Genomic DNA, 26,158 nt, shown 5'->3' with positions numbered 1-26,158 from the left:
TATGTCGATTCTTGTGAATAAAGAGACAAAAGTTCTAGTTCAAGGGCTTACAGGAAAAACAGGAACATTTCATACAGAACAGGCGCTTGCTTATCATGGTACGCAAATGGTTGGTGGCGTTAATCCTAAAAAGGGTGGAGAAACATGGGAAGGTTCAAAAGGTGAAACTCTTCCTATCTTTGCTAATGTTGCAGAAGCAAAAGAAAAAACAAGCGCGGATGCTTCCGTTATTTATGTTCCTCCTGCAGGGGCTGCGGCAGCTATTATAGAGGCTATTGAAGCTGAAATTCGTTTAATTATCTGTATTACGGAAGGTATTCCCGTTATGGATATGGTTAAAGTGAAGGCGCGATTAGAAAACTCAAAGTCTCGTCTTATTGGTCCTAATTGTCCCGGTATTCTTACACCAAATGAATGTAAAATTGGTATTATGCCTGGTTCTATTTTTAGAAAAGGTTCTGTTGGGGTTGTCTCGAGGTCGGGAACTTTAACTTATGAAGCCGTTTTTCAGACGAGTCAGGAAGGTCTCGGACAAACAACTGCTATAGGGATTGGTGGTGATCCTGTTAAGGGTACTGAATTTATTGATGTGTTGGAAATGTTTTTAGCAGATGATGAAACTCAGTCTATTGTTATGATTGGTGAGATTGGTGGTTCTGCTGAAGAAGAAGCAGCACAGTTTCTGCAAGATGAAGCAAGAAAAGGTCGAAAAAAGCCAGTTGTTGGCTTTATTGCTGGCCGTACGGCTCCTCCAGGACGTACAATGGGACATGCCGGTGCTGTTATTTCTGGTGGTAAGGGTGGAGCAGAAGATAAAATTGCAGCAATGGAATCAGCAGGGATTCGTGTGTCTTCTTCGCCATCACAGATAGGTAAGACTTTGATGTCAGTTTTGAAAGGCTAAAAGAAAGTTTCACCTGAATAAGCAAAGGTTCTTAGATTCAGGTGAAAAAACTTGAGTATAAAAAGGTAAAACTTTTTTGAATGTTCAAATCACTGCTTGTTTGTAAGCATTTAAAGGTCAAAAGAGATATAAGGAGACGGAATAGATGTTCCGGAGAGGTATATGGCAAGGCAGGACGAAATAAATAGCCTTTTTGCACAGACATCATTTCTTTATGGTGGGAATGCGGATTATATAGATCAACTTTATGCTCAATATGAAAAAGATCCTACCAGTGTTGATTCACAGTGGCGTGCTTTTTTTGAAGGACTTCATGATAATAAAGAAGATGTTCTTAAAAATGCTGAAGGAGCAACATGGCAGCGTGATCATTGGCCGTTAAAAGCAGAGGGTGAATTGGTTTCTGCTCTTGATGGTGATTGGTCTTCTCTTGAAAAATATCTTGGCGATAAATTAAAGGAAAAAGCAATAACAGGTGCTGCACAAAAGGGAAAAACTTCCAGTAAACAAGATATTATTCGTGCAACACGTGATTCCGTTCATGCAATTATGATGATTCGTGCGTTTCGAGAACGGGGACATCTTCATGCGCAGCTTGACCCTCTTCAATTGGCCGAAAAACAAGAAGATTATAAGGAACTTTCTCCAGAAGCTTATGGTTTTACTCCAGCTGATTACGAGCGTCCCATTTTTATTGATAATGTTTTAGGATTGGAATATGCAACTATTCCGCAAATGCTTGAGATTCTCAATCGGACCTATTGTTCAACAATCGGTGTGGAATATATGCATGTTTCTGATCCAGTTCAGAAAGCATGGCTTCAAGAACGCATTGAAGGGCGAGATAAAAAAAATTCTTTCACACAACAAGACAAGAAAGCTATTCTGAATAAGCTTATTCAGGCAGAGGGATTCGAACAGTTTTTAGACACTAAATATAAAGGTACAAAGCGTTTTGGACTCGATGGTGGTGAGGCGCTGATTCCCGCTCTTGAACAAATTATCAAATGTGGTAGTGCTTTGGGGGTGCAGGAAGTTATTTTAGGAATGGCACATCGTGGTCGTTTAAATGTTCTTTCACAAGTTCTTGCCAAACCGCATAGGGCTATCTTTCATGAATTCAAAGGGGGATCTTATAAGCCTGATGATGTGGAGGGATCCGGTGATGTCAAATATCATTTGGGAACTACCGCTGATCTGGACTTTGATGGTAAAAAAGTTCACTTATCGCTGTTGGCTAATCCATCTCATCTTGAGATTGTTGATCCGGTTGTTATGGGGAAAGCACGTGCTAAACAAGATCAACTTATGGGACCTGCGCATACTGATTTACTCCCATTAAGTGAGCGTTCAAAAGTGATGCCATTGCTTATTCATGGTGATGCTGCTTTTGCAGGACAAGGCGTTATCCAAGAAACTTTTGGTCTTTCAGGTCTTAAAGGTTATCGTGTTGCAGGCTCACTTCATGTTATTATCAATAACCAGATTGGTTTTACAACATCTCCACGTTTTTCACGTTCTTCGCCTTATCCATCAGATGTCGCAAAAATGATTGATGCACCAATTTTCCATGTGAATGGTGATGATCCTGAGGCGGTTGTTTTTGTTGCCAAAATAGCAACAGAGTTTCGCCAAATTTTCCATAAACCAGTGGTTATTGATATGTTTTGTTATCGCCGTTATGGGCATAATGAAGGTGATGAACCTTCCTTTACGCAGCCGCTTATGTATAAAGCAATTCGTAATCATAAAACAACACTTCAACTTTATAGTGACCAATTGGTAGCAGAAGGAATGATTTCTTCAGAAGAGATTGAGCAACAAAAAAAATTATGGCGCGATAAGCTTGAAGGTGAACTTGAAGCGAGTGCTTCTTATAAGCCTAATAAGGCTGATTGGCTTGATGGAAGCTGGACGGGACTCAAAGCTTTTAGTAGTTCTGATGAGCAGCATTCTAGAGCAACCGGTGTTGAATTAAAAACTTTAAAGGAAATTGGTCAGAAAATTGTTGAAATTCCGGCGAATTTTCACGTTCACAAAACCATTCAACGTTTTTTAAATAATCGTGCTAAAATTTTTGAAACCGGTGAGGGTGTTGACTGGGCAACCGCTGAAGCTTTAGCTTTTGGTTCACTTTGTTTGGAAGGTGCACCGGTTCGTCTTTCCGGTGAAGATGTTGAGCGGGGAACTTTTTCACAACGTCATTCCGTTCTTTATGACCAAGAAAATGAGGCGCGTTATATTCCTTTGAATCATTTACAAAAGGGGCAAGCGCTTTATGACGTTGTTAATTCTATGCTTTCTGAAGAAGCTGTTCTTGGTTTTGAATATGGATATTCTCTTGCTGAACCACGAGGATTAACACTTTGGGAAGCACAATTTGGTGATTTCTCTAATGGTGCACAGGTCATTTTTGATCAATTTATTTCATCCGCAGAGCGTAAGTGGCTTCGTATGTCTGGTCTTGTGTGTTTATTGCCTCATGGTTTTGAAGGGCAAGGGCCGGAGCATTCTTCTGCACGTTTAGAACGATTTCTTCAACTTTGTGCGGAAGATAATATGCAGGTTGCTAATTGTACAACCCCTGCAAATTATTTTCATATTTTGCGTCGACAAATTAAGCGTGATTTCCGTAAGCCATTGATTTTGATGACACCGAAATCACTCTTACGTCATAAGCGAGCGGTTTCTCTTCTCAATGAAATGGGGCCAGAAACAAGTTTCTGTCGTGTGTTGCTTGATGATGCAGAATGTCTCAAAGATTCTGTCATTAAGTTGCAAAAAGATAATAAAATTCGCCGTGTCGTTCTTTGTACTGGTAAGGTTTATTACGACCTTTATGAAGAACGTGAAAAAAAGGGTATTGATGATGTTTATCTCCTTCGTATTGAACAGCTTTATCCTTTCCCTGCAAAAGTTTTGGTGAATGTGTTATCGCGCTTTTTGCAGGCGGAAGTTTTTTGGTGCCAAGAGGAACCAAAAAACATGGGGGCTTGGTCATTTATTGAGCCTTATTTGGAATGGGTTTTGACGCATATTAATGCGCAATATTCACGTGCTCGTTATGCAGGACGTCCTGCGAGTGCGTCACCGGCCTCTGGGTTAATGGTGAAACACCTTGAACAACTGGCTGCGTTTCTTAAAGACGCGTTAGGTTCTTAATTTATTACTACTCTGATGTATGGAAAAATATTATGACTACTGAAATTCGTGTTCCTACTTTGGGCGAATCGGTTACCGAAGCAACGGTTGGCAAATGGTTTAAAAAACTTGGCGAAGCTGTCGCTATGGATGAGCCTTTGGTTGAATTAGAAACTGATAAGGTAACCGTTGAAGTTCCTTCTCCTGTTGCTGGGAAATTATCTGAAATCATTGCAAAAGAAGGCGATACGGTTGAAGTAAATGCTCTTTTAGGAGTGGTGAAAGCTGGAGAAGCTGGTGTCTCCCAATCATTTTCACCTTCTGCTACACTTGTTCCAGCGGCTTCATCTGAATCGGAGAAGTCTGCTTTGAGCAGTGCAATGCCTCCTTCTCCTTCAGCAGCAAAATTGATGGCTGAAAATAATGTTGCAAAAAGCGATATTTCAGGTTCTGGAAAACGTGGACAAATTCTTAAAGAAGATGTTCTTGGTGGATTAAAACAAAGTACAAATGCCCCTACACCCTCTTCTTCTGCGACGAGTTCTTCGGCAATTCCTGTCCAAGAAACACGTGAAGAGCGGGTTCGTATGACGAAATTGCGTCAAACAATTGCTCGCCGTCTTAAAGATGCACAAAATGTAGCAGCGATGTTAACCACATTTAATGAGGTTGATATGTCAGCTGTGATGGATTTGCGCAAGCGTTATAAGGATCTTTTTGAAAAGAAACATAGTGTTAAACTTGGTTTTATGGGGTTTTTTACCAAGGCTGTTTGTCATGCATTAAAAGAACTTCCTGCTGTTAATGCCGAGATTGATGGGACAGATATTGTTTACAAAAACTATGTCAATGTTGGAATTGCTGTTGGAACGGATAAAGGGCTTGTTGTTCCAGTAGTGCGAGATGCAGATCAAATGTCATTGGCAGAGATTGAAAAAGAGATTGGTCGTTTGGGACGTCTTGCGCGTGATGGAAAATTAGCCGTTTCTGATATGCAGGGCGGAACTTTTACCATTACCAATGGTGGTGTGTATGGATCGTTGATGTCAACACCGATTTTGAATGCACCACAATCTGGTATTTTGGGAATGCATGCGATTAAAGAGCGAGCAATGGTTGTTGAGGGCCAAGTTGTGATTCGTCCCATGATGTATTTAGCGCTTTCTTATGATCACCGTATTGTGGATGGGCAAGAAGCTGTGACTTTCCTTGTGCGTGTTAAGGAAAGCTTAGAAGATCCGGAACGCCTTGTTCTTGATTTGTAAAATACAGTTTTCAGGATGAAAGGAGAAACGGATGTCTTATGATGTGGCTGTGATCGGAGCGGGTCCAGGTGGTTATGTAGCAGCAATAAAGGCGGCACAACTGGGACTTAAAGTAGCGATTATTGAAAAGCGTACAACATTAGGAGGAACATGTCTCAACGTTGGTTGTATTCCTTCTAAAGCGTTGTTGCATGCTTCAGAAGTGTTTTCTGAAACCCAGCATGGTTTTGAAACGCTTGGTATTTCTATTGGTAAATCTAAGCTTAACCTTGAACAAATGATGGTTCATAAGAAAGCTGTGGTAACAGCCAATACGAGTGGTGTTTCTTTTTTGATGAAAAAAAATAAAGTTGATACTTTTTTTGGGACAGCCAAAATTTTGAGTGCGGGTCATGTGGAAGTTGTTGCCAGAGATGGTAATAAACAAACAATTGAAACAAAAAATATTATTATTGCTACCGGTTCAGAGAGTTCAGGCATTCCAGGGGTGAATGTTGAAATTGATGAAAAGACTATTGTTTCTTCTACGGGAGCTCTCTCACTTGAAAAAGTACCAGCGCATATGATTGTAGTGGGTGCTGGTGTCATTGGTTCAGAACTTGGATCAGTTTGGAGCCGTTTAGGTGCTAAGGTGACCATTATTGAGTATCTTAATAAAGTTTTGGGCTCAATGGATGGTGAAGTTTCACGGCAATTTCAGAAATTAATGGAAAAACAGGGGATTGAATATAAAACGGGTGCAAAGGTGACAGCTGTTACACAATCTGGCTCAACTGCTCAGGTGAGCTTTGAATCTGTCAAAGGTGGTGAATCTGAAACTTTAGAGGCTGATGTTGTGCTTATTGCTACTGGACGTTCTCCCTATACAGAGGGGCTTGGCTTACAAGAGGCTGGTGTTCAGTTAGATGAACGCGGATTTATTGCAATTGATGCTCATTGGCAGACGAATGTTCCAGGAATTTATGCAATTGGTGATGTCGTAAAAGGACCAATGTTAGCACATAAAGCAGAGGAAGAAGGCGTTGCTGTGGCAGAAATTTTGGCAGGTCAAAAAGGACATGTTAATTTTGATGTTATTCCTAGTGTTGTTTATACACAGCCGGAAATTGCGAGTGTAGGAAGGACAGAAGAAGAGCTAAAAACTGCTGGTATTGAATATAATGTTGGCAAATTTCCTTTTATGGCTAATGGTCGTGCACGTGCAATGCAAAAGAGTGATGGGTTCGTTAAAATCCTTTCTGATAAAAAAACAGATCGGGTATTAGGGGGGCATATTCTTGGATTTGGTGCTGGTGAAATGATCCATGAAATTGCAGTTTTAATGGAATTTGGTGGTTCATCAGAAGATCTGGGACGTTGTTGCCATGCACATCCTACCTTATCAGAAGCCGTGCGTGAGGCAGCTTTGGCAACATTTGCTAAACCACTTCATATTTAAAAAGCTTTTAAAAAGTACATTTTAAAAGGCACATGAGGCGGAAAATATTAGTGAAGCATGCAACAACATTTTAAAACTTTAAAAAGGAATATAACCAATTGTATTAAAATGTTCCATTTGTTGTATGCTTTTCGATAATTACTGTTTTAGATATCTGTTGTGCAGTTTTGATTGATTATTCTGTTGTGCACTATCGTTTAGAGCGGTGGTGTTTAGTCTATGTAAAGTTTTATATATGGGGTAGTTTTTATACTGTTATAAAATATTTAAGATAGTATTCTGAGCCTATCTGCGTGCTTTGTGTTAAGAAAACATCTCTCAAAATGCCCAAATCTACTTCGCAATGGTGCTCGTGAATGGTATAGCTGTAAAGTTTCTCTTGAAATATATGAAATTCATTCAAACTGTTATACGACCTATTGTGCACCATCATCTTTATGTTTAGTAAAAGTACACGCTGACATTGATAATACACTTTTTCAGTTCTCAATATTGCTAAAGCTCTTTATTATTTGAGAGTTTTCATAAGAGAATTTTTATTCTGTTCTTTTATCATTTTACCTCACACGCTCGCTTTGTTTGTGATGTGCAGACAAAAGATTTTAATTGCTTCAATGTGAGAGAGCTTGTGATAAGAAAATCTTACAGTATTCAGCGTTATAAATCAAGTTGAAAATGATATTTTATTGTTATAAATCAATGTGTTATATATGATGATGAATCATATGAAGAGAGAAGCCAAGAGGAATTCACCCAAAGAAATTGAATTGTTTAATGATTGGTGTGGGTTAAGGATCTTTGTCATTTAAGATGAAGAGGGGAGGGATTGGATATTCTACAAAATACCGCTCTTCTTTAAAAAAGCGGTATTTTTATATCTTTTGTTTATGACACTATCTTTTTGATGATAATGACAAGTCATACAGTGTGATTAAGTTAGTTTTTTCTTCTCTGCTTTTCTTGATCATTGCTTGCTATGTCTTAAAAAGATGATATGTCTCTTCTTTAAGGTTGTTAAGAAATCGTAATGTTGCCAAAATATAACGAATAGCTAAAATTTTTTTGAAAACCATAATTACACGAGAATATTAAGTTTGTTTTCATTGGGCAGTTTTGTGATAACTTAAAAAATCAAGCATATGCTTTCTATAGGTATTAAAATTGTAATTTTTTATCTTCTTGTTGTTTTCTTATAAAAGTGGGAAGCCCCATATGATCAAGATATTTAAGGAAAGGGTGGGGTGGTAATTCTTCTACATTGACCATAGTTTTAACATCCCATTCGCCTGTGGCAATAAGAAGAGCTGTTGCGGCTGCTGGTACGCCAGCTGTATAGGAAATGCCTTGTGCCCCAGTTTCATGAAAAGCTTGTTTGTGATCGGCTATATTATAGATAAAAATTTCTCTCGAGTTTCCATCTTTTTCGCCTTTAATAAGATCTCCGATACAGGTTTTTCCTGTGTAGTCTGGGGCGAGAGAGGAAGGGTCGGGTAAGACGGCCTTCACGACTTTCAAGGGCACGACTTCTTGACCTTCTGCCGTTTTAATTGGTTGTTCGGATAAGAGTCCGAGGTTTTTTAGAACCGTAAAAACAGTGATATAACGATCACTAAATCCCATCCAGAAACGGACATTCTCTACATCAAGATTTTTGGAAAGTGAATGAATTTCATCATGTCCTGTCATATAGGCTTTTTGTTTTCCCACAACGGGAAGATCCCATTCATGGCTGATTTCAAACATTTTATTGGAAGTCCATTTTTTATTTTGCCATGACCATACTTGTCCTGTAAATTCACGGAAGTTAATTTCTGGATCAAAATTTGTAGCAAACCAACGCCCATGATTTCCGGCATTAATATCAATAATATCAATATCTGTGATTTTATCAAAATAATCATCGCGCGCTAATGCAGCATAAGCATTCACTACACCTGGGTCAAAACCTGCTCCTAAAATAGCGGTTATACCAGCTTTTTCACATTCTTGACGTCGAGGCCATTCATAATTGCCATACCAAGGAGGTGTTTCACAAATTTTCAATGGGTCTTCATGAATTGCGGTATCGATATAAGCGCATTTGGTTTCAATACAAGCTGAAAGAACAGACATATTAAGAAAGGCAGAACCAACATTAATGACAATTTCGCATTTGGTCTTTTGGATGAGCTTTATAGTTTCTTCTACATTCATGGCATTGAGCGAATGGCTTTTGAGAACACCCTGTTCTTTCATTGTGTTTTTTTCTTTAATAGAAGCAATGATGGCCTCACATTTTTTGAGTGTTCGTGAAGCAATATGAATTTCACCAAGAATATCGTTGTTTTGAGCGCATTTATGCGCAACAACTTGTGCAACACCTCCGGCACCAATAATGAGAACATTTTTTTTCATTGTAGGTCCATCTCCTTTTTAATACTGTTGTATGACGTTTTTTATGGTTTATCTTTATGAAAGGCTTTCCTGATAGTCGTTATAGCTGAATTGGCGTTGAAGTGTTAATGTACCATCGCACTCTTTGAGAACAATAGCAGGCATTGTAACGCCATTAAACCAGTTTTTTTTGACCATTGTATAACCTGCTGCATCCTGAAAAGACAGTCTATCGCCTATTTTAAGAGGTTTTTGAAATTGAAATGTTCCAAAAATATCGCCGGCAAGACAAGACTTTCCACAAATCATAATTTCGTGTGGACCTTGATTGGGTTCTAATTTGGCATTCTCACGATAAATTAAAAGATCAAGCATATGAGCTTCAATGGAGCTATCAACGATGGCAAGTTTTTTTTCATTATACAATGTGTCAAGAACGCTTACTTCCAGTGTGGTGCTTTTGGTAATAGCAGCTTCTCCTGGTTCTAGAAAAAGAGTGACACCATGAGTTTTAGAAAATTGTTTTAAGCGTTTTGCGAAAGCTTCTAGAGGATAATTTTCAGCCGTAAAATGGATTCCGCCGCCAAGGCTTATCCAGTCAACAGCAGAAAAAAGTTCTGCAAATTTTTCTTCCATATACCCAAGCATTTGGTTAAAAAGATTAAAGTCAGCATTTTCACAATTGTTATGGATCATCAATCCGTTGATAAGAGGCAGAACTTCTTTGATAGCGCTTTGGTTTGTTTCTCCTAAGCGGCTAAAAGGGCGAGAGGGGTTGGCAAGATCAAAATTTGATGCGCTCATTCCTGGGTTTAACCTTAAACCTCTTTGAATGGTTTTTGTTGCATCAGAAAAGCGTTGAAGCTGTTGGATGGAATTAAAGATGATTTTATCTGCATAACCACAGGCTTCATCAATTTCATCATCTGCCCAAGCCACTGAATAAGCATGGGTTTCTTTGCCAAATTTTTCTCTTCCTAAACGCAGTTCATAAAGGGATGATGATGTGGTTCCATCCATGAACTCAGACATTAAATCAAAAACACTCCATGTGGCAAAACATTTCAAAGCAAGTAAAATTTTAGCTCCGGACATTTCCCGTAAACGAGAAATTGTTTGCATGTTTTTGATGAGTTTCGATTTGTCTATAAGATAGTAGGGGGTTTTTATCATTATTTATTCATTCTTTTTTGTAGGATCTTATTGCCAAGATCAACGTTTAGTACAAAGAGTAACAGAATGTCTCAAGAAAAAAGAATCTTAAGAAAAGAATCTGTTTCTGTCCAGCAAGAGAAAGGCTTTCTGTAATTACTGTTGTTTATTATGTTGAGTTTTTTGTTATGAGTATGAAAAAAAAATTATATTATGCTTTAGCTTTTGTATTTGTTAGCAGTTTTTTCATTATAATAACCACTCTTGTTAATTGGGGGCAAAATAGGAGTGATGCTAAAGCCAAACTGGTTACTCAGACCTCTCTCCAAGATAGTTCGGTGCCTTTGATTTTTACGGGGCGTAGAGAACTTAATGGTTTTAAAGGTTATCGTCATTATCGGCGTGGTTATCGTAAATACAGTGATAATTGGTGGTATCCTGAAGTGGCATTTATTACATCACCGCACTTAAGCACAAAAGGCGCATCATTAAAAGTTGTACCAGATGCTAAAAAAGTGTTTTTAACTTCTTCTTCGGAAAAATTAGAAAAAAAAGAGCCATGGATGCTTAAACAACATATTGAATCTTGCCTTGCGCGTTATCGCTCTTATAATAAAAATGATAATAGTTTTCAGCCTTTTCATGGGGGGCGTAAGCAGTGTTTATCACGCTTTTTTAAAGGATAGAAATTATTAAATAAAATTTTAATTGCTTCTTGTCGTGGGCGTTATTGTTCTTAAAATAAAGAGAAGACTTGTGTGGTGCGCAGTATTTTCATGCCAGCATTGTTTTTTTTAAAATTTTAAATGCTTTTAAGTTTTATTAAATCTTATTATCATTAAGTGTGGAATGGGGGGTGAGAATATAAGTTTTTGTCGATGACAAAATATTAAGGCAAAATGGAGTTTAAAGAATGACAACACGGGAAGCAATGTTGGTATTGCTCGTTTTGCTTCCCTTTGGTGGAAGTGCTGTCATTGGCTTTTTTCGTTCGACAGCAAAAAATAATGAAGCCTGGTTTGCTGGGATTGTCGCGCTTTTCTGTCTTATTTTTACAATAATGCTTTATCCGGAAGTTCGCGGAAACCACATAGTGCGTTTAGATATTTCTTGGCTTCCAGAATGGGGAAGCGATTTGATTCTTCGTATAGATGGTTTATCGTGGCTTTTTTGCTTGCTCATTACAGGGATTGGGCTGCTTGTTGTCATTTATTCACGTTATTACATGGATCCAGCGGATTCTGTACCTCGTTTTTTTTCCTTTTTTTTGGCTTTTATGGGATCAATGATAGGAATAGTTTTATCAGGTAATCTCGTCTTTTTGGTTGTTTTCTGGGAACTCACTAGTATTTTTTCTTTTTTGTTGATCGGCTATTGGTACCATAATGCAAGTGCGCGTGAGGGTGCGCGTATGGCTCTAACGATCACAGGTTTTGGCGGCTTTGCCCTTTTTATTGGAGTTTTATTGATTGGGTATACTGTTGGCAGTTTTGATTTGGATAAGGTGCTACAGTCTGGAGATATGATCCGGTCAAGTTCTCTTTATAGTCCTATCCTTATTTGTATTTTATTGGGAGGGTTAACAAAAAGCGCGCAATTTCCCTTTCATTTTTGGCTACCCAACGCGATGGCTGCTCCAACCCCCGTATCGGCTTATTTGCATTCGGCAACAATGGTAAAAGCGGGATTGTTTTTGCTTGTTCGTTTATGGCCTGTGCTCTCTGGAACAGAATCTTGGTTTTGGCTGGTTGGCTTTTCAGGACTCTCGACATTGCTGCTAGGTGCCTATTTTTCCATGTTTCAGCAAGACTTAAAAGGACTGCTTGCTTACTCGACTATTAGTCATCTTGGATTAATTACAACGCTTTTAAGTCTTGGTAGTCCACTTGCATGTGTTGCGGCGATCTTTCATATGGCCAATCATGCTACTTTTAAGGCTTCTTTATTTATGGCTGCTGGCATTATTGATCATGAGACAGGAACACGTGATATGCGTAAACTGTCAGGGCTTTATCGTTCTATGCCTATTACAGCAACTCTTGCTTTAGTTGCGAGTGCAGCGATGGCTGGGGTTCCTTTGTTGAATGGTTTTTTATCGAAAGAGATGTTTTTTGCTGAAGCTGTTGAAACGCATATGGAATCATGGCTCGATTGGATTGCGCCTTATGTGGCAACGCTAGCTAGTCTGTTTAGTGTGACTTATTCTATACGCTTTATTCACGGTGTTTTTTTAGGACCAAAGCCTGACAATTTACCCAAGACTCCCCATGAACCACCGCATTTTATGCGTTTACCAATGGAGCTTTTGGTGTTTATTTGTTTAGCGGTTGGTATTTTCCCTAATTTAACAATAGGACCTATTTTAGATAATGCGGTCGTGTCTGTTTTAGGACCAATGACAATTCCTTATAGTTTGGCTGTTTGGCATGGGTTTAACACTCCATTAGTGATGAGTTTTGTTGCATTATTAGGGGGCGGATTGCTCTATGCTGTCGGGCATCGTTATTTTTTATCCTGTGATGATGGGGCTCCTTTTTTCCGTCACTTAAAAGGACCGCGTATTTTTGAACGCATTCTCGTAATTATTTCTTGGAAATGGGCCCGTGCGGTGGAATCTGCTTTGTCAACACGCCGTTTGCAGATCCAGTTGCATTGGATTTTTTGGGTCTGTTTTGCATTTGTTGGTCTTTTACTTTGGTGCGATGGTTTCATTCCAGTGGGGACATTACCGCTTTTTCCACTTGATATTCCTTTTCTCGCTCTTTGGCTGGTTGGCGGATTATGTGCGCTTTTAGTTGCTTGGCGAGCAAAGTTTCATCGTCTTGCTTCACTTATGCTTTTAGGGGGAGCTGGTTTGATGACTTGTGCAACCTTTTTATGGCTTTCTGCTCCTGATTTAGCAATAACACAATTGGTTGTTGAGGTTGTTACAGTCGTTTTATTATTGCTTGGTTTACGGTGGTTGCCTAAACGTTTGCATGATCCTGGGCCAGCTGCTGTTCATTTTTGGATTCGTTTGCGTCGTTTCCGTGATTTCATCATATCCCTTGTAGGAGGTGCTGGTGTAGCATGGCTTTCTTTTGCAGTGATGACACGTCCTCAAGGTACAACGATTTCTGATTTTTTTCTAACGCATGCTTACTCAGATGCTGGTGGTCGCAATGTTGTGAATGTGTTGTTGGTTGATTTCCGTGGTTTTGATACCATGGGAGAAATTGTGGTTTTGGGTGTTGTTTCCCTTACTGTTTTTGCCCTCTTACGACGTTTTCGTCCTGCGCCTGAGAGTATTGATGCGCCTTTTCAACAACGTATCCAGAAAGCCTTTGATATAGCACAGCCTAATCGAAATGTGGGAGATACAGTATTAAATTATTTAGCTGTTCCTGCTGTTATTATGGGTTGGCTCTTTCCGATTATTATTGCTTTTGCTATTTATTTATTCATGCGAGGGCATGATCTGCCAGGAGGTGGATTTGTCGGTGGTATTACTTTGGCGATAGGGTTTATTTTACAATATCTTGCACGCGATATTCGGTGGGTGGAAACGCATTTGAGAGTTTTACCTTTGCGTTGGATAGGCTTTGGCTTATTGTTGTCAGTTGTAACGGGGATGGGCTCTTGGTTTTTTGGATATCCTTTTTTAACATCCTTTTTTCGATATATTCATCTTCCGTTAATTGGGAAAGTTCCCATGACATCTGCTTTTTTGTTTGATTTTGGTGTACTTTCTCTTGTGTTGGGAGCAACTGTTCTCATTTTAATTGCACTTGCACACCAGTCAATTCGGAGTTACCGAATCGGTAAGAAACCTATTTTAAAAGAGAAGGAAAATTAATGGAAATTGTTCTTTCTTTGGGTATCGGTGTTTTTGTCGGATCAGGTATTTGGCTTGTTTTACGTCCACGTACTTTTCAAGTCATTCTTGGTTTGTCCTTGATCTCTTATGGTGTTAATCTTTTTATATTTTCAATGAGTAGACCGCGTAGTAATGCTGCTCCAATTGTTGATCCTACCACTGTTATTAATCCAGCTAATTATGTCGATCCTCTCCCACAAGCCTTGGTGTTAACTGCGATTGTGATTGGTTTTGCAACAACAGCTTTATTTTTAGTTATCTTGTTGGTTTCACGTGGTTTAACGGGTTCTGATCACGTTGATGGACGTGAGGTGCAATAATGGAAGTAGGGGTGCATCATCTCCTTATTTTGCCTATTCTTTTGCCGTTAATCACTGGAGCACTTCTTCTTTTTTATGATGAACGTCGTGCAAAACTTAAATCATTCATCAGTCTTTCTTCTGCGGGACTGTTGGTCGTTACTGCCATTTTATTGATTATACGTACTCTTGAAATAGCACCGGCTTGTGATGTTTATCGACTTGGTAATTGGCCGTCTTCTTTTGGAATTGTTTTAGTCCTTGATCGCTTAAGCGCTATGATGCTTTTACTTTCCAGCTTGTTGGTGACTAGCGTGTTGGTTTTTGCGCGGGCTCATTGGTACAAAGCTGGTTCTCATTTTCAGTCACTAATGCAATTTTTTATGGTGGGAATAAATGGTGCTTTTTTGACCGGCGATTTATTTAATTTATTTGTGTTTTTTGAAGTTATGTTAACGGCTTCCTATGGGCTTGCTTTGCATGGTTCTGGTCAGACACGCGTGCGCGCAGGGTTGCATTATGTCGTGGTTAATCTTGTTGCTTCATTATTTTTTTTAGTGGGTATAGCGCTCATTTATGGAGTCGTTGGTACTCTTAATATGGCCGATTTGGCTGTTAAAATAAAATATATATCTTCTACAGATATTGTTTTGTTCGAAATAGGTGTTGCACTTTTAGGTATTGCTTTTTTGCTTAAAGCGGGTATGTGGCCGCTTAATTTTTGGTTGGTGCCAACTTACAGTGCAGCAGCAGCACCCGTTGGAGCTTCTTTTGCACTTTTGAGCAAGGTGGGTATTTATATTATTTTACGTTTAACGTTGCTATGGTTTAGTCCTGAAAGTGAATATTTTAACCATTTTGGTCATACGGTTTTGTTTTATGGTGGGCTTGCCACTATGATTGTTGGTTTTATTGGGGTATTGGCGAGTCAAGTTTTGGTGCGTTTGGCAGCTTATAGTGTCCTTGTCTCTTCTGGTACATTGTTGGCTGCGATCGGCATCGGCAATGCAGCACTGACAGCAGGTGCACTTTTTTATATTGTTTCTTCAACTTTAGCACTGGGAGCTTTTTTTCTTTTGGTAGAGTTGGTTGAGCGCTGTCAAGATGTGGCTGCTAATGTTCTTGCTGTCACAATGGAGGTTTATGGCGACGATGAAGAGGAGGAAGAAGATGAAGTTGGCACATATTTCCCTGTAACCTTGGCAATTCTTGGGGCTTGTTTTGGTATCTGTGCCATTTTGATTATTGGATTGCCACCTTTTTCTGGTTTTGTTGCTAAACTTATGATGTTCATGGCAATTTTAAACCATAGTAGAGAGGATTTTTTTGCCTCTCTTCCGGTTTACCAAGATTGGCTTTTTGTAGTTTTTGTCACCCTCTCTGGATTTGCAGCTTTGATTGCACTGACACGAACGGGTATCCGAACTTTTTGGATTTCTCTTGAAGGTCGCGTTCCCCGTGTGCAGGTGATAGAATTTGCACCTATTGCCGTTCTTCTTGCCTTGTGTTTTCTTATAACAATTGTAGCCAGTCCTGTTAGTCATTATATGTCTGAAACCGCTAAGACTTTGTATGAACCTCAAAACTATATTGGGAGCGTTTTAACGGATTTTTCTCTCGGGGAGATGAGTAAATGAATCGTTTTTATACTTCCCCTTTTTTCAGTGGTGGCATTGTCCTTATGTGGCTTATTTTAAATGGTTTTAGTTTAGGGCAATTGCTTTTAGGGATTTTAACTGCTTTGTTTTGTGGTTGGATGATACGGCTTCTGGAGCCAGAGAAGGCTGTTATTAAAAGCTGGAGTGCGGTTTTTCGTCTCGTTTTTCGAGTATTTATAGATTCTATATTCTCAAATGTTTCGGTGGCTTGGTTTGTTTTAACAAAAAGGTCTCGAGAGCAGAAGTCTGGTTTTATTGTAGTACCTCTTCTGCTTCATAATCGCACTGCTTTGGCTATTTTAGCGTGCATCCTTTCGGCAACCCCTGGAACTGCTTGGGTTGCCTATAATAGTAAAAAGGGTGAACTTTTGCTTCATGTCTTAAATTTAAAAAATGGATATGATTACAAACAGTTGATCAAACAACGGTATGAGCAATTGCTTTTGGAGATTTTTTTATGAGTATGGTGATTCTTTATTGGGGGCTTTTCTTTTCACAGTTTTTTTTAAGTTTAGCGGTGATTTTCGCGCTGTTTCGGTTGATTCGTGGTCCACGGGCACAGGATAGAATTGTTGGTTTGGATGCCCTTTATATAACCACTATTCTTTTGTTTCTTACATTCGATATTCGTTCTGGAACAACCATTTATTTTGTCGCAGCTCTCATTATTGGGTTGTTGGGTCCAGTCTCGAGTATTGCTTTGGCGAAATTTCTCATGCGAGGGGAGATTATTGAATGAAAGATGATGTATCGCTTGTGGTTGCTATTGCTATCACGATTTTCTTAATATTAGGGTCGGGACTGACATTGATCGCAACAATAGGTTTGGTGCGTTTTTCCAATTTTTATAAGCGTTTGCATATGCTTTCAGTATGTACGAGTTGGGGCGTTGGTAGTATTCTTATTTCTTCATTTCTTTATTCAATATTTGTGGACCATTATTTTGTTTTTCATGAAGCGTTGCTGATGTTTTTTTTGTTTTTAACAGCGCCGATAGCTTCTATGTTGCTTTCACATACAGCAGCTTATCGACATCATTCAGAAGAACAGTCAGAAAAACCGCTGGCTCTTTTATTACACCAGACGGAGGAAAAGTTACCCACATCAGAAGGAACATCAAGAGATGAGAGCCAGCGCGGTTCTTGAAATGTAAGAACCTTCCTTATTCTGTGCTTTTTTCTTCTACACAGTGGATGGGCTTTTCTTCTTTTGGATCATTAATAAGATCGTAAAATATGGCTTCATTTTTAGTTATCCACCAAATGTATTGACCACCCACATATTTTCCTCCAGAAGCGGCAATTACATTAGAACCAACGATGCGCTTACCGTTCCATTTTAAATCAACAAGCGCAATATTGCCAGCATTATGATAAGTTGCTTCAACATGCTCTTTGCTTGTTCCCATATCGCATTGATAGGAGACGGTCTCTGTTGTTGGTTCTGGATCATCTGGTACTTTAATGACTAAAGAACTTGCTAATGCATTAATTGAACCGAGGAGGAACACACTTAAAGTAATGAAAAATTGTTTAGTAAAAGAAATTTTTTTCATAATATTTCCCGTGTTATTTAAAATAATAATGTTGACTCATCTTTACAGAGGATAGGTTTTTTTTCTTCTGGATCCTGAGCAAGGTCATAAAGCGTGACTTCTTTGTTCTTCTCCCACCAGATATACTGAGCTCCTGCAAATTTTGCTCCTGTCGCAGCGATGACATTAGCAGCAATGACACGATCACCGTTCCATTTGAAATCAACCAACGAAATATTGTCAGCATTAAGATAGACTGCCTCAACGCGCTCTTTACCTGTTTCAGTATCACACTGATAGGTAATGATCTCTGTTTTGGGCTCTGGATTGTCTGGTACTTCAATGATTAAAGAACCAGCTAAGCTATTGTTTGAGCTGAAGAGTGATAAACTTAAAGCGGTGAAAAATCCTAAAATGTGCAAAGTTTTTTTCATGATGCTTCCCTATATTCCTAATATTGTGCACAAAGAATAATTTGACTGATACGATGGTGTCTACGGCAGGATTCGAACCTGCGACCCCAGGATTCATACCACTTCGATTTTCACCGCCAGCCTTATCGGCTGTTTGTGGTCTGGACTGTCTCTTCACCTTGAAGCTTTTGCTCTTTAGGTGCTGCCCGTTCAGTCTCTACACCTTTCTCTCATTTGAAGAGAGACTTGGCTCGGGATTGGCATATAGTCGCCCATGAAGCTTTCCCCGAATTTGAGCAGATTCACTTTGAGGATTTCTCCTCAAAGTGCCCAATTTCTTTAGGAATCCTGTGCTCTATCCTACTGAGCTACGCAGACATCATCATATTTAATCTTTAATAGAAGTATAAAAACGAATCAATTATATTCAATATGAATTAACGAATTTCTGTTAATTTTTGTTCCAAAAAGGATAAAACTGCATCTGGTGAAACATTTTTTGCAATAAATGATTGGCCAAGTCCGCGCGTTAAGATGAAGGTCAAATTATTTTGTAAAACTTTTTTATCTTGGGCAATGAGAGTCATTAAAGTTTCAGCATCTGGTAGACACCCTGGGATATCCTTTAATTGTGTAGGTAATCCTATTGCTTTAAGGTGTGCTTCAACGCGTTGTGTAAGCGTGGGGCTTATTAAATTTAATTGAGCAGAAAATTGATGCGCTAGAATCATTCCAATTGCTACAGCTTCACCGTGAATTAAACGCTTTGAGTCATAAGCGGTTACTGTTTCAAGCATGTGTCCAAATGTATGGCCGAGATTTAAGAGTGCGCGCTCTCCTGTTTCGTGTTCGTCACGTGCTACAATGGCAGCTTTAAATTGGCATGAGCGGACAATGGCCTCTGTTCGCATAGGGCCATTAGAAAAGACTTCTTGTCCATTTTTTTCAAGCCATTCAAAAAAATCAGGCTGGTTAATGAGTCCATATTTGACCATTTCCGCGTAACCAGCACGAAATTCGCGCAGTGATAGGGTATCAAGGACACAGGTGTCAGCAATAACGCATTGCGGTTGAAAAAAAGCACCAATAAGATTTTTGCCATATCGGCTGTTGATGCCTGTTTTTCCACCAACAGAGGAATCAATTTGTGCAAGAAGCGTTGTGGGCATTTGAATGAAGTTCATACCACGGCGGATTATACTTGCAGCAAATCCTGCTAAATCGCCAATGACACCACCGCCAAAAGCAATAACACAGTCGCCTCTTTCTAAACGCGCGGCAAGAATTTGATCGATAACAACTTGCAGGGTTGAAAATGATTTTGATTGTTCTCCCGCTTCTACAATAATAGGGACAGTATGAATTTTATTTTTTGTTAACTCTGCTTGTAATATCTCCAAATGAAGGGACGCGACATTTGTATCTGTAACAAGTGCCAAGCGCGTTGGAAGAGGATCTTTTTTGTTAAGAGCATGTTTAATCTGTGAAGCAGCTTGTGCAATTAGACCCGGACCAATGATGATATCGTAACAGTGTTTGTCCAGTTTAACAGTGACGGTTTTGGTTTGCATGCTGGTTATCCCTATTGTTAATTTCTGTGTATAGGTAGTGCTGTACGGATCGTATAACATTTTGTGCTACGGTATGACGGCTTTCTTTATGACTGTTAATTGTTAAGTTTGCCTTTTCATAGATAGGATAACGCTGTTCCATGAGTTTTTGCATGGTTTCTTTAGGATTGGCTGTTTGAAGCAGGGGACGTGTCGGGTGCTTTGAGACACGTTGCATGAGGATATCAAGATCGACTTTTAGCCATATAGATATACCATTTTTGTGAATGGCTTTTCGGATATTTTCATTTATGTAGGCACCACCACCTGTTGCTAAAATAAGGGGACTTTTTTTCATGAGGTTTAGAATAACACGCTGTTCAAGAGCACGAAATTCTGATTCACCATAAATTTCAAAGAGTTCCGTGATTGTCATTTGTGCAGCTTTTTCAATTTCTTGGTCAGAATCATAAAAGGGTAAACGAAGCATGGTGGCGACGCGTTTTCCGATCACTGATTTGCCTGCCCCCATAAGGCCAACAAGGACAAGTGCTCTTTTATCAAGGGACGATAAGAGCTGATTCTTTATTTGTGTTATGGGGATTCGTTTTGGTCGATTGCTTTTCATAACTTTATTTCGGCATTTATCCATCTTAAAGTCAATTCCTGTTAATCTTTGTGAGGCATTATACGAGATAGAATATTTTTGGGTAGGTTATTGTCTTATGCCAACATTGACTAGATTTTTGATGATTCTTTTCATTTTGTTTTCTGTTTTTTTCATTATAATGGGTGCTCTTGTGGTTTGGGTTGAACCAGTAACTGTGGATATGTACATTGATGTTCCCTTGGATTCATGGAATCTTTCTACGGAAGTGAATCAATGAAATGAAAAGTGGTGCTGTGATAGATCATTTTCTTGAGATGATGAGCGCGGAGAGAGGGGCTTCACCTCATACACTTGCGGCTTATCAGCATGATTTGCAGTGGGCACAAGACGAATTGTCTTCACACTCTGTTTCGCTTTTTTCAGCACAAAAAGAAGATTTAATTACCCTTTTGTCGCTTATGCATACTTTTGGTTTTGCGGCATCATCGCAAGCGCGCCGTTTATCGACTTTGCGTCAGTTTTATCAATTTCTTTATGCTGAAGGGTTGAGAGCAGATGATCCCTCTCATGATATTGATGCACCTCGTCAGGGGCGTCCTTTGCCCAAAATCATGAGTGAAGATGCAGTGATAAAATTGCTTGATTTGGCACAGTTAGAAGTCAATCAAGCAGATTATGGGTCCAAAGAGTATTTCCGTGCACTGCGTCTTCAGCTATTGATTGAAATGCTGTATGCAACGGGATTACGCATCAGTGAGTTGGTGAGTCTGCCGGTTCAGTCTGTTCGAAGGAAGGAGTACAGCGTTTTGGTTCGTGGTAAGGGCAAAAAAGAACGAATGGTGCTGTTATCAAAAAAAGCATGCCAAGTTCTTTCACAGTGGTTAAACTTGCGTGATCAGGGAAAGGGTGCTACGAGTTCTTATCTTTTTCCCGCGCATTCCGAGACAGGATATATTGCTCGTCAAGTCGTTGCGCGGGAGTTGAAAAATCTCGCTAGAAGAGCAGGAATAGAAAGTGATAGCTTTTCTCCCCATGTGTTGCGTCATGCTTTTGCTAGTCATCTTTTGCAAAATGGTGCTGATTTGCGTGCCGTTCAACATTTGTTAGGTCACTCTGATATTGCTACTACTCAGATTTATACCCATGTGTTGGAAGAGGGACTTTATCGTTTAGTCAATGAGCATCATCCACTTGCCGATGAGCAAAAGGCTCGTTAAAGAAAAGGTGATGTTTTTGAAAAAGACTTTATAAAGCAAATTATAAGTGTATAAGTGACACTGAATGAGTTGACACAAATGTATAATTATCTTGATTTTGAAAAACCAGTTGCTGATCTTGATGGGAAAATTCTTGAATTAAAAAAAATTTCTCAGGAAAAAGGCAGTCTTGATATGAGCGATGAGATTGCTCGCCTTGAAACGCGTTCCCAAACAGCCTTGCGCGATATTTATAAAAAATTATCGCCGTGGCAAAAAACGCAAGTTGCTCGTCATCCTAATCGTCCCCATTTTATGGACTATTCTAAACGCCTATTGAGTGACGTTACGCCTTTGGCCGGAGATCGCAAGTTTGCTGAAGATGAGGCTATTCAAGCGGGGTTTGCACGCTTTAAAGGTGAGGCCGTTGCTTATATCGGTCAAGAGAAAGGTTATGACACGCAAACACGTTTGCGCTATAATTTTGGTTCTGCACGTCCAGAAGGCTATCGTAAAGCTGTACGTATTATGGAAATGGCTGATCGTTTTGGTTTGCCACTTCTCACTTTTGTTGATACGGCAGGCGCTTATCCTGGTGTGAGTGCTGAAGAACGGGGGCAGGCAGAAGCAATTGCCCAATCAACAGCTACAACTTTGCGTTTGAAAGTTCCTGTAGTTTCCGTTGTTATTGGAGAAGGCGGTTCTGGAGGGGCGATAGCAATCGCGGCTGCCAATAAAGTTTATATGTTGGAGCACGCAATTTATTCTGTTATTTCACCAGAAGGAGCAGCTTCTATTTTATGGCGTGATCCAGCTCGTGCGAAAGATGCTGCAATGAATATGCGTATTACCGCTCAAGATTTGTATCGCTTAAAGATTATTGATGGCATTATTTCGGAACCTTTAGGGGGAGCACATCGTGGCAAAGAGATTGCCATTGATGCAACGGGTGATGTTATTTCAGAGGCTTTAAAAGCTATGGCTGGAAAAGATGGTGAAGTTCTTAAACAAGAGCGAAGAGAAAAATACCTTCAAATTGGTCGATCTCTAACATAGGTCATTTTTTGTGAGGGGATTGATTGGAGTTTTATTCGATGACATTTAGCAGATTCCTCGCTGTGTGCATGTTGTTTGTAATGGGAATATTGACAGCATGTGAAGGAAGATTACCAGCTTCTATTCGTGCTAAGGTTGAGCAGCCGTTGCCGCAAGAAATCCAGAATAGAATGGCTTTGTACGATATTGATCCTTATGCACCAATTGTAATGCGATTTTTCAAGGAAGAAAATCTTGCTGAAGTTTGGAAACAATCTCGTTCAGGACCTTTTATCTTGGTTGCTCGCTATGGTATTTGCAAATGGTCTGGTAAGCTTGGACCTAAATATAAAGAAGGGGATCTTCAGACACCAGAGGGGTTTTATACTATTAGCGCAAACCAAATGAATCCTTATTCAAAATATTATCTTTCTTTTAATATAGGATTTCCTAACCTTTATGATCAAGAAAATGGTCGCACAGGAAGCAATCTTATGGTGCATGGTTCTTGCTTTTCCGCAGGTTGTTATTCTATGAGTGATAAGAACATGGCTCAGATTTATGCGTTTGCACGGGATGCTTTTAAAGGAGGACAAAGAGAGTTTCAGTTACAGGCTTTTCCTTTCCGCATGACCGAGGATAATATGTCACGTCATAGCAAGGATCCTCATTATCAATTCTGGGTTATGCTTAAGAAAGGTTATGATTTTTTTGAAAAAAATCGTCAACCTCCAACTGTTGAGGTTTATGGAAAACGTTACGTTTTTAATCGCGATATTGATAAAACTTCAGTTTCTCGAATGCCGTGAGTGTTATTGTATTCTATTGCACTGTAACACTATCACTTAATAATGGCGATACAGGATATGCAAAAACTTTGCACATAAGGTGTTTAAGTGAGTAGTCAATATTTTAAAGCGCAGAGTTTTTTCATAGAGCCTTATGTAAGTAAATCAGATGAAGTGGGAAGCCAAGAGGAATTTTCTCAAAGAAGTTGGATTGTTTGCACATCGGCACTGGTGTCAATCTTCGTTTTTAGTGAAGAGTAAGTTAACATGGAATGTGCCTCTCTTTTTATTTCTTTCAAAGAGTTTTATTCTTTTATGCTGTAAAATATTGTCTTGTCGTGCTGTTATATAAGATACATTCACATATTTTAAAATGCGATATTGCCTCTGTCTGATTTTGGTTTTTTCTTAACAGGGATTTTGATTTCAATTAGCTTGAATAAATATAGAGTTGAGCAGAATATTTTAGAACCAAGAATTTGGCCAATCTGTCTGTGAAATGAATCACATGAAGTGGTTTGCAGATGAAGCGCATTTAGAGAGAAAACAATCTGTTTACAGATTGATGGATATTGAAAATTTTTATCATAACAATTTGATTTATAATGATAGTTTATAATTTTTCAGTTTGAATTAGGGACTAAATATCATAAGATCCTTTTATCTTAAAATTTGTTTATGGTGAATCAATCGAAACCATTTTTTGCACGCCATAAAATTGGATTGGCATGTGAATAAAATTTTTAAAGAAAGGAGTACAGATAGTTCTCATGAGTACTCTAAAGTGCCAAGTTTTTTCAAAACATTTTTAACTGGCAAAAGTATGAGGCGATCAGTTTACATATTTATAGAGTAAAGATGGAGAATGGGCCTTATACATTTCATGGAGAATTTTGTATTATATTATTTATGGGTAGCGTCTTGAAATAGGAATAATGCGTATTGAGAGACGATGTTTTTAAACGAGTGCGTGAATTCGTGATACAATGGTATTCTATTTTGTGTGAGGGCGACGATTTTACAGATAAGGGTAATATGTTAGCGCTGGAGTGTTTTAATAGATAGTCATTTTCCGGCATGTGATTTTGTAAGAGAGCTAAAAAGTTTCAATTGTGGTAGTCTATGGGGATTTTGCCGCTCAGTGAAAAGGTACGAATAATTTTATGAGAGGCATTATTGTGCAGAAAGCATTGTTAAAAATGTGTATTTTCTTATTTTTTATTCCATTATGTTAATAAACTTGAATAGAAATATTTATGAAAGTTTTTTATAAATTTATAACATTTTGATTATAAAGATAATTTAGTGTTATTCAAGTTAAATTAGAACCCTGAATACCGTAAGATTCCACATTTCAAAGCTGTTGCATGTTGAATAAATTAAAACCATTTGCTTGCACATTACAAGCGAGGATTGCTGCGTGGGTGAAATTGTACAAGAAAGACTAAAATGCTTTTTACAAACTGTTTCAAGTGCCAAAAGCTTTTTGTTTCAACATTGGGAATTAGCAAAGTGTGTAATGATGTGCCGGTTTGCTCCTTTAAAAACATAAAGATGGTGGTGTCAATGAATTTAATGCTATATCATTGAAGAGGAGAAAAAATTAAAATTTTATTCCTGGAATGACCAGAGGATTTTCTAAGAGAGCTGTTTTGTCTGCAGTATCTATTGCTGGTTTATTAAAAAAAGCATTGAGGAGTTTTTGTATAGCTTCTTTTTCAACACCATCGGCAATGATGACGAAACGTGTTTGTTTTATTCCTTTTGGCCATGCTGGCAATCTTATGGGAGGGTGAAAAAATGTTTGTACGCCATGTAATACGAGTGGGCGATAAGGGTCATCACGCAATGCGATAATTGCTTTAATACGTAATAATTTTGTACCATAACGCTCTTGTAGGAGATCTAAAAAGGCTTCAATTGTGCCGTAATCAACAGGACCCTCACAGTTTAGTGAAAAGGTACGAATGGTTTTATGGGGGGTATGATCATGCGGGGTAGTCGTAAGATTTTGTTTAAGTTTTGTATTTTCTACTTTTTCAGCCCATAATGTGTTATTTATTAATAGATTTGAACAGAAATCTTCAGAATGGGCGTCAATGATTTGTGCTGTAGGATTCATTGTTTTAAGTGTGCTAAGGAGTGTATCTGAAAGCGTTTGTGGGTCTCTAAGATCTGTTTTGGTGAGAATGATTTTATCAGCAAATATTAATTGTTTATATATTTCAGGATAGCGCTCACATATGGAAAGCGGGCTTAATGTATCAAATGTTGCAAGAACAGCATTTATGGACAATGTTTGAATAAACAACGGGTGGCTTAAAAGTATTTGTAAAATAGGGGCGGGATCAGCCATCCCTGTGGTTTCAATGATAATATGATGGAGTTGTTTGATCTGTCCTGTCTGAACGCGATTTATTAAATCAATTAATGTGTCGATGAGATCACTGCGTAAATTGCAGCATAAGCAGCCATTGGCAAGCTCAATAATTCCTTCTGTCGTTTTTTCAACCAGAAGGTGGTCAATACTGATTTCGCCGAATTCATTGATGATAACAGCACATTCTGTTAAAAGAGGGTCTTGTAGCATACGGTTGAGCAAAGTTGTTTTGCCAGAGCCTAAAAAACCTGTAATAAGTGTGAGGGGGATGCGCTTTATTTTCATGTTAATCATCAATCATAGTTTTGTTTTTAAAAAATATATCTCAGTATGTCTAACCAATTTATAATGGTGTCCGTGAGGGATATAATGGTTAATCCCCCATGAAATCCATTGTACCACTATCTTTACGCTTATAAAGGTAGGTGCACGTGGGTATATCATACACTTTTTAGCGTCAATGTTACGATAATTCTTAGTTCTTGAAAGGACTTATAGGAAGAATTTTTATTCTTTGTTTTAATTATTTTATCTACATGTTCATCCACCTTGTGGTGGCAAGAAAC

21 protein-coding genes are annotated in these 26,158 nt (G+C 38.7%); 14 read left to right on the top strand and 7 right to left on the bottom strand.

Annotated features, from left to right (window positions below):
• The first annotated feature begins 1 nt into the window (after nt 1).
• From sucD to lpdA, 4 genes are all read left to right on the top strand, one after another.
• Complete coding sequence (sucD, locus tag ACFILH_RS06160) at nt 2-904, top strand: succinate--CoA ligase subunit alpha (RefSeq protein ID WP_375630649.1); 903 nt, start codon at nt 2-4, stop codon at nt 902-904.
• Nucleotides 905-1,066: 162 nt separating this feature from the next.
• Nucleotides 1,067-4,066 carry a 2-oxoglutarate dehydrogenase E1 component gene (locus ACFILH_RS06155; protein ID WP_375654298.1) on the top strand — a complete coding sequence of 1,000 codons (3,000 nt, stop codon included), beginning with the start codon at nt 1,067-1,069 and terminating at the stop codon, nt 4,064-4,066.
• A 32-nt stretch (nt 4,067-4,098) separates the two neighbouring features.
• Nucleotides 4,099-5,310, top strand: a complete 1,212-nt coding sequence (gene odhB, locus ACFILH_RS06150) for a 2-oxoglutarate dehydrogenase complex dihydrolipoyllysine-residue succinyltransferase (protein WP_375660487.1) — start codon at nt 4,099-4,101, stop codon at nt 5,308-5,310.
• A 31-nt stretch (nt 5,311-5,341) separates the two neighbouring features.
• Nucleotides 5,342-6,748 (top strand): dihydrolipoyl dehydrogenase, encoded by a 1,407-nt coding sequence (lpdA, locus tag ACFILH_RS06145; RefSeq protein WP_375630654.1) that lies wholly within the window; start codon nt 5,342-5,344, stop codon nt 6,746-6,748.
• A gap of 1,155 nt (nt 6,749-7,903) precedes the next feature.
• Here the strand turns inward: lpdA and ACFILH_RS06140 are convergent.
• Together ACFILH_RS06140 and ACFILH_RS06135 are read right to left on the bottom strand one after the other, a co-directional pair.
• Nucleotides 7,904-9,142 (bottom strand): saccharopine dehydrogenase NADP-binding domain-containing protein, encoded by a 1,239-nt coding sequence (locus tag ACFILH_RS06140; protein ID WP_375667529.1) that lies wholly within the window; start codon nt 9,140-9,142, stop codon nt 7,904-7,906.
• A 54-nt stretch (nt 9,143-9,196) separates the two neighbouring features.
• Complete coding sequence (locus tag ACFILH_RS06135) at nt 9,197-10,294, bottom strand: carboxynorspermidine decarboxylase (RefSeq protein WP_273790153.1); 1,098 nt, start codon at nt 10,292-10,294, stop codon at nt 9,197-9,199.
• 167 nt (nt 10,295-10,461) lie between these two features.
• Here ACFILH_RS06135 and ACFILH_RS06130 point away from each other — a divergent pair, with 167 nt between their 5' ends.
• The 7 genes from ACFILH_RS06130 (at nt 10,462) to mnhG (ending at nt 17,232) form a co-directional block, all read left to right on the top strand.
• Nucleotides 10,462-10,959: a BA14K family protein gene (locus ACFILH_RS06130; protein WP_273790152.1), complete on the top strand. Its 498-nt coding sequence runs from the start codon at nt 10,462-10,464 to the stop codon at nt 10,957-10,959.
• A 227-nt stretch (nt 10,960-11,186) separates the two neighbouring features.
• On the top strand, nt 11,187-14,108 hold the full coding sequence (locus ACFILH_RS06125; RefSeq protein ID WP_273790151.1) for a monovalent cation/H+ antiporter subunit A: 2,922 nt from the start codon (nt 11,187-11,189) through the stop codon (nt 14,106-14,108).
• Entirely contained in the window at nt 14,108-14,449 is a 342-nt protein-coding gene (locus ACFILH_RS06120) for a Na+/H+ antiporter subunit C (RefSeq protein WP_273790150.1), read from the top strand. The genes ACFILH_RS06125 and ACFILH_RS06120 overlap by 1 nt, the downstream gene beginning before the upstream one ends.
• Nucleotides 14,449-16,065, top strand: coding sequence for a monovalent cation/H+ antiporter subunit D (locus ACFILH_RS06115; RefSeq protein ID WP_375667527.1), 1,617 nt, complete (start codon nt 14,449-14,451; stop codon nt 16,063-16,065). Before ACFILH_RS06120 ends, ACFILH_RS06115 begins: the two co-directional genes overlap by 1 nt.
• Nucleotides 16,062-16,547, top strand: a complete 486-nt coding sequence (locus ACFILH_RS06110) for a Na+/H+ antiporter subunit E (RefSeq protein WP_273790148.1) — start codon at nt 16,062-16,064, stop codon at nt 16,545-16,547. The genes ACFILH_RS06115 and ACFILH_RS06110 overlap by 4 nt, the downstream gene beginning before the upstream one ends.
• The gene (locus ACFILH_RS06105) at nt 16,544-16,825 is read left to right on the top strand and encodes a K+/H+ antiporter subunit F (protein WP_273790147.1); all 282 of its coding nucleotides are present in this window, start codon (nt 16,544-16,546) and stop codon (nt 16,823-16,825) included. Before ACFILH_RS06110 ends, ACFILH_RS06105 begins: the two co-directional genes overlap by 4 nt.
• Complete coding sequence (mnhG, locus tag ACFILH_RS06100) at nt 16,822-17,232, top strand: monovalent cation/H(+) antiporter subunit G (protein ID WP_273790146.1); 411 nt, start codon at nt 16,822-16,824, stop codon at nt 17,230-17,232. The genes ACFILH_RS06105 and mnhG overlap by 4 nt, the downstream gene beginning before the upstream one ends.
• A 16-nt stretch (nt 17,233-17,248) precedes the next feature.
• Here mnhG and ACFILH_RS06095 read toward each other — a convergent pair whose 3' ends face one another.
• The 4 genes from ACFILH_RS06095 to ACFILH_RS06080 all read right to left on the bottom strand — a co-directional run bounded on the left by ACFILH_RS06095 (nt 17,249) and on the right by ACFILH_RS06080 (nt 20,211).
• Nucleotides 17,249-17,641 (bottom strand): MliC family protein, encoded by a 393-nt coding sequence (locus tag ACFILH_RS06095; RefSeq protein ID WP_273790145.1) that lies wholly within the window; start codon nt 17,639-17,641, stop codon nt 17,249-17,251.
• A gap of 17 nt (nt 17,642-17,658) precedes the next feature.
• Complete coding sequence (locus tag ACFILH_RS06090) at nt 17,659-18,054, bottom strand: MliC family protein (RefSeq protein WP_273790144.1); 396 nt, start codon at nt 18,052-18,054, stop codon at nt 17,659-17,661.
• A gap of 416 nt (nt 18,055-18,470) precedes the next feature.
• Nucleotides 18,471-19,604: a 3-dehydroquinate synthase gene (gene aroB / locus ACFILH_RS06085; RefSeq protein WP_375662905.1), complete on the bottom strand. Its 1,134-nt coding sequence runs from the start codon at nt 19,602-19,604 to the stop codon at nt 18,471-18,473.
• Nucleotides 19,579-20,211: a shikimate kinase gene (locus tag ACFILH_RS06080; RefSeq protein ID WP_375645449.1), complete on the bottom strand. Its 633-nt coding sequence runs from the start codon at nt 20,209-20,211 to the stop codon at nt 19,579-19,581. Before ACFILH_RS06080 ends, aroB begins: the two co-directional genes overlap by 26 nt.
• 260 nt (nt 20,212-20,471) lie before the next feature.
• Between ACFILH_RS06080 and ACFILH_RS06075 the strand changes: the two genes are divergently transcribed.
• From ACFILH_RS06075 to ACFILH_RS06065, 3 genes are all read left to right on the top strand, one after another.
• Nucleotides 20,472-21,410, top strand: coding sequence for a site-specific tyrosine recombinase XerD (locus tag ACFILH_RS06075; protein ID WP_273790142.1), 939 nt, complete (start codon nt 20,472-20,474; stop codon nt 21,408-21,410).
• A gap of 78 nt (nt 21,411-21,488) precedes the next feature.
• Complete coding sequence (locus ACFILH_RS06070; protein ID WP_375630737.1) at nt 21,489-22,445, top strand: acetyl-CoA carboxylase carboxyltransferase subunit alpha; 957 nt, start codon at nt 21,489-21,491, stop codon at nt 22,443-22,445.
• A gap of 38 nt (nt 22,446-22,483) precedes the next feature.
• Nucleotides 22,484-23,233, top strand: coding sequence for a murein L,D-transpeptidase family protein (locus ACFILH_RS06065; RefSeq protein ID WP_273790140.1), 750 nt, complete (start codon nt 22,484-22,486; stop codon nt 23,231-23,233).
• 1,582 nt (nt 23,234-24,815) lie between these two features.
• Here the strand turns inward: ACFILH_RS06065 and ACFILH_RS06060 are convergent.
• Nucleotides 24,816-25,877: a CobW family GTP-binding protein gene (locus ACFILH_RS06060; RefSeq protein ID WP_375643038.1), complete on the bottom strand. Its 1,062-nt coding sequence runs from the start codon at nt 25,875-25,877 to the stop codon at nt 24,816-24,818.
• Between the last annotated feature and the right edge of the window lie 281 nt (nt 25,878-26,158).

Origin of the sequence: Bartonella sp. CL435QHHD, assembly GCF_042195095.1 — a bacterium.
Classification (GTDB): domain Bacteria; phylum Pseudomonadota; class Alphaproteobacteria; order Rhizobiales; family Rhizobiaceae; genus Bartonella.
Note: the sequence above shows the minus strand (reverse complement) of the source record. Positions and strands in the feature narration are given on the sequence as shown.

Coding starts and splice junctions, on each gene's coding strand:
- ACFILH_RS06080 (WP_375645449.1), bottom strand. CDS start 20,211: ATGAAAAGCAATCGACCAAAACGAATCCCCATAACACAAATAAAGAAT.
- ACFILH_RS06060 (WP_375643038.1), bottom strand. CDS start 25,877: ATGAAAATAAAGCGCATCCCCCTCACACTTATTACAGGTTTTTTAGGC.
- lpdA (WP_375630654.1), top strand. CDS start 5,342: ATGTCTTATGATGTGGCTGTGATCGGAGCGGGTCCAGGTGGTTATGTA.
- ACFILH_RS06090 (WP_273790144.1), bottom strand. CDS start 18,054: ATGAAAAAAACTTTGCACATTTTAGGATTTTTCACCGCTTTAAGTTTA.
- odhB (WP_375660487.1), top strand. CDS start 4,099: ATGACTACTGAAATTCGTGTTCCTACTTTGGGCGAATCGGTTACCGAA.
- ACFILH_RS06115 (WP_375667527.1), top strand. CDS start 14,449: ATGGAAGTAGGGGTGCATCATCTCCTTATTTTGCCTATTCTTTTGCCG.
- aroB (WP_375662905.1), bottom strand. CDS start 19,604: ATGCAAACCAAAACCGTCACTGTTAAACTGGACAAACACTGTTACGAT.
- ACFILH_RS06155 (WP_375654298.1), top strand. CDS start 1,067: ATGGCAAGGCAGGACGAAATAAATAGCCTTTTTGCACAGACATCATTT.
- ACFILH_RS06065 (WP_273790140.1), top strand. CDS start 22,484: ATGACATTTAGCAGATTCCTCGCTGTGTGCATGTTGTTTGTAATGGGA.
- ACFILH_RS06075 (WP_273790142.1), top strand. CDS start 20,472: ATGAAAAGTGGTGCTGTGATAGATCATTTTCTTGAGATGATGAGCGCG.
- ACFILH_RS06135 (WP_273790153.1), bottom strand. CDS start 10,294: ATGATAAAAACCCCCTACTATCTTATAGACAAATCGAAACTCATCAAA.
- ACFILH_RS06105 (WP_273790147.1), top strand. CDS start 16,544: ATGAGTATGGTGATTCTTTATTGGGGGCTTTTCTTTTCACAGTTTTTT.
- ACFILH_RS06125 (WP_273790151.1), top strand. CDS start 11,187: ATGACAACACGGGAAGCAATGTTGGTATTGCTCGTTTTGCTTCCCTTT.
- ACFILH_RS06110 (WP_273790148.1), top strand. CDS start 16,062: ATGAATCGTTTTTATACTTCCCCTTTTTTCAGTGGTGGCATTGTCCTT.
- ACFILH_RS06095 (WP_273790145.1), bottom strand. CDS start 17,641: ATGAAAAAAATTTCTTTTACTAAACAATTTTTCATTACTTTAAGTGTG.
- ACFILH_RS06130 (WP_273790152.1), top strand. CDS start 10,462: ATGAGTATGAAAAAAAAATTATATTATGCTTTAGCTTTTGTATTTGTT.
- ACFILH_RS06140 (WP_375667529.1), bottom strand. CDS start 9,142: ATGAAAAAAAATGTTCTCATTATTGGTGCCGGAGGTGTTGCACAAGTT.
- ACFILH_RS06120 (WP_273790150.1), top strand. CDS start 14,108: ATGGAAATTGTTCTTTCTTTGGGTATCGGTGTTTTTGTCGGATCAGGT.
- ACFILH_RS06070 (WP_375630737.1), top strand. CDS start 21,489: ATGTATAATTATCTTGATTTTGAAAAACCAGTTGCTGATCTTGATGGG.
- sucD (WP_375630649.1), top strand. CDS start 2: ATGTCGATTCTTGTGAATAAAGAGACAAAAGTTCTAGTTCAAGGGCTT.
- mnhG (WP_273790146.1), top strand. CDS start 16,822: ATGAAAGATGATGTATCGCTTGTGGTTGCTATTGCTATCACGATTTTC.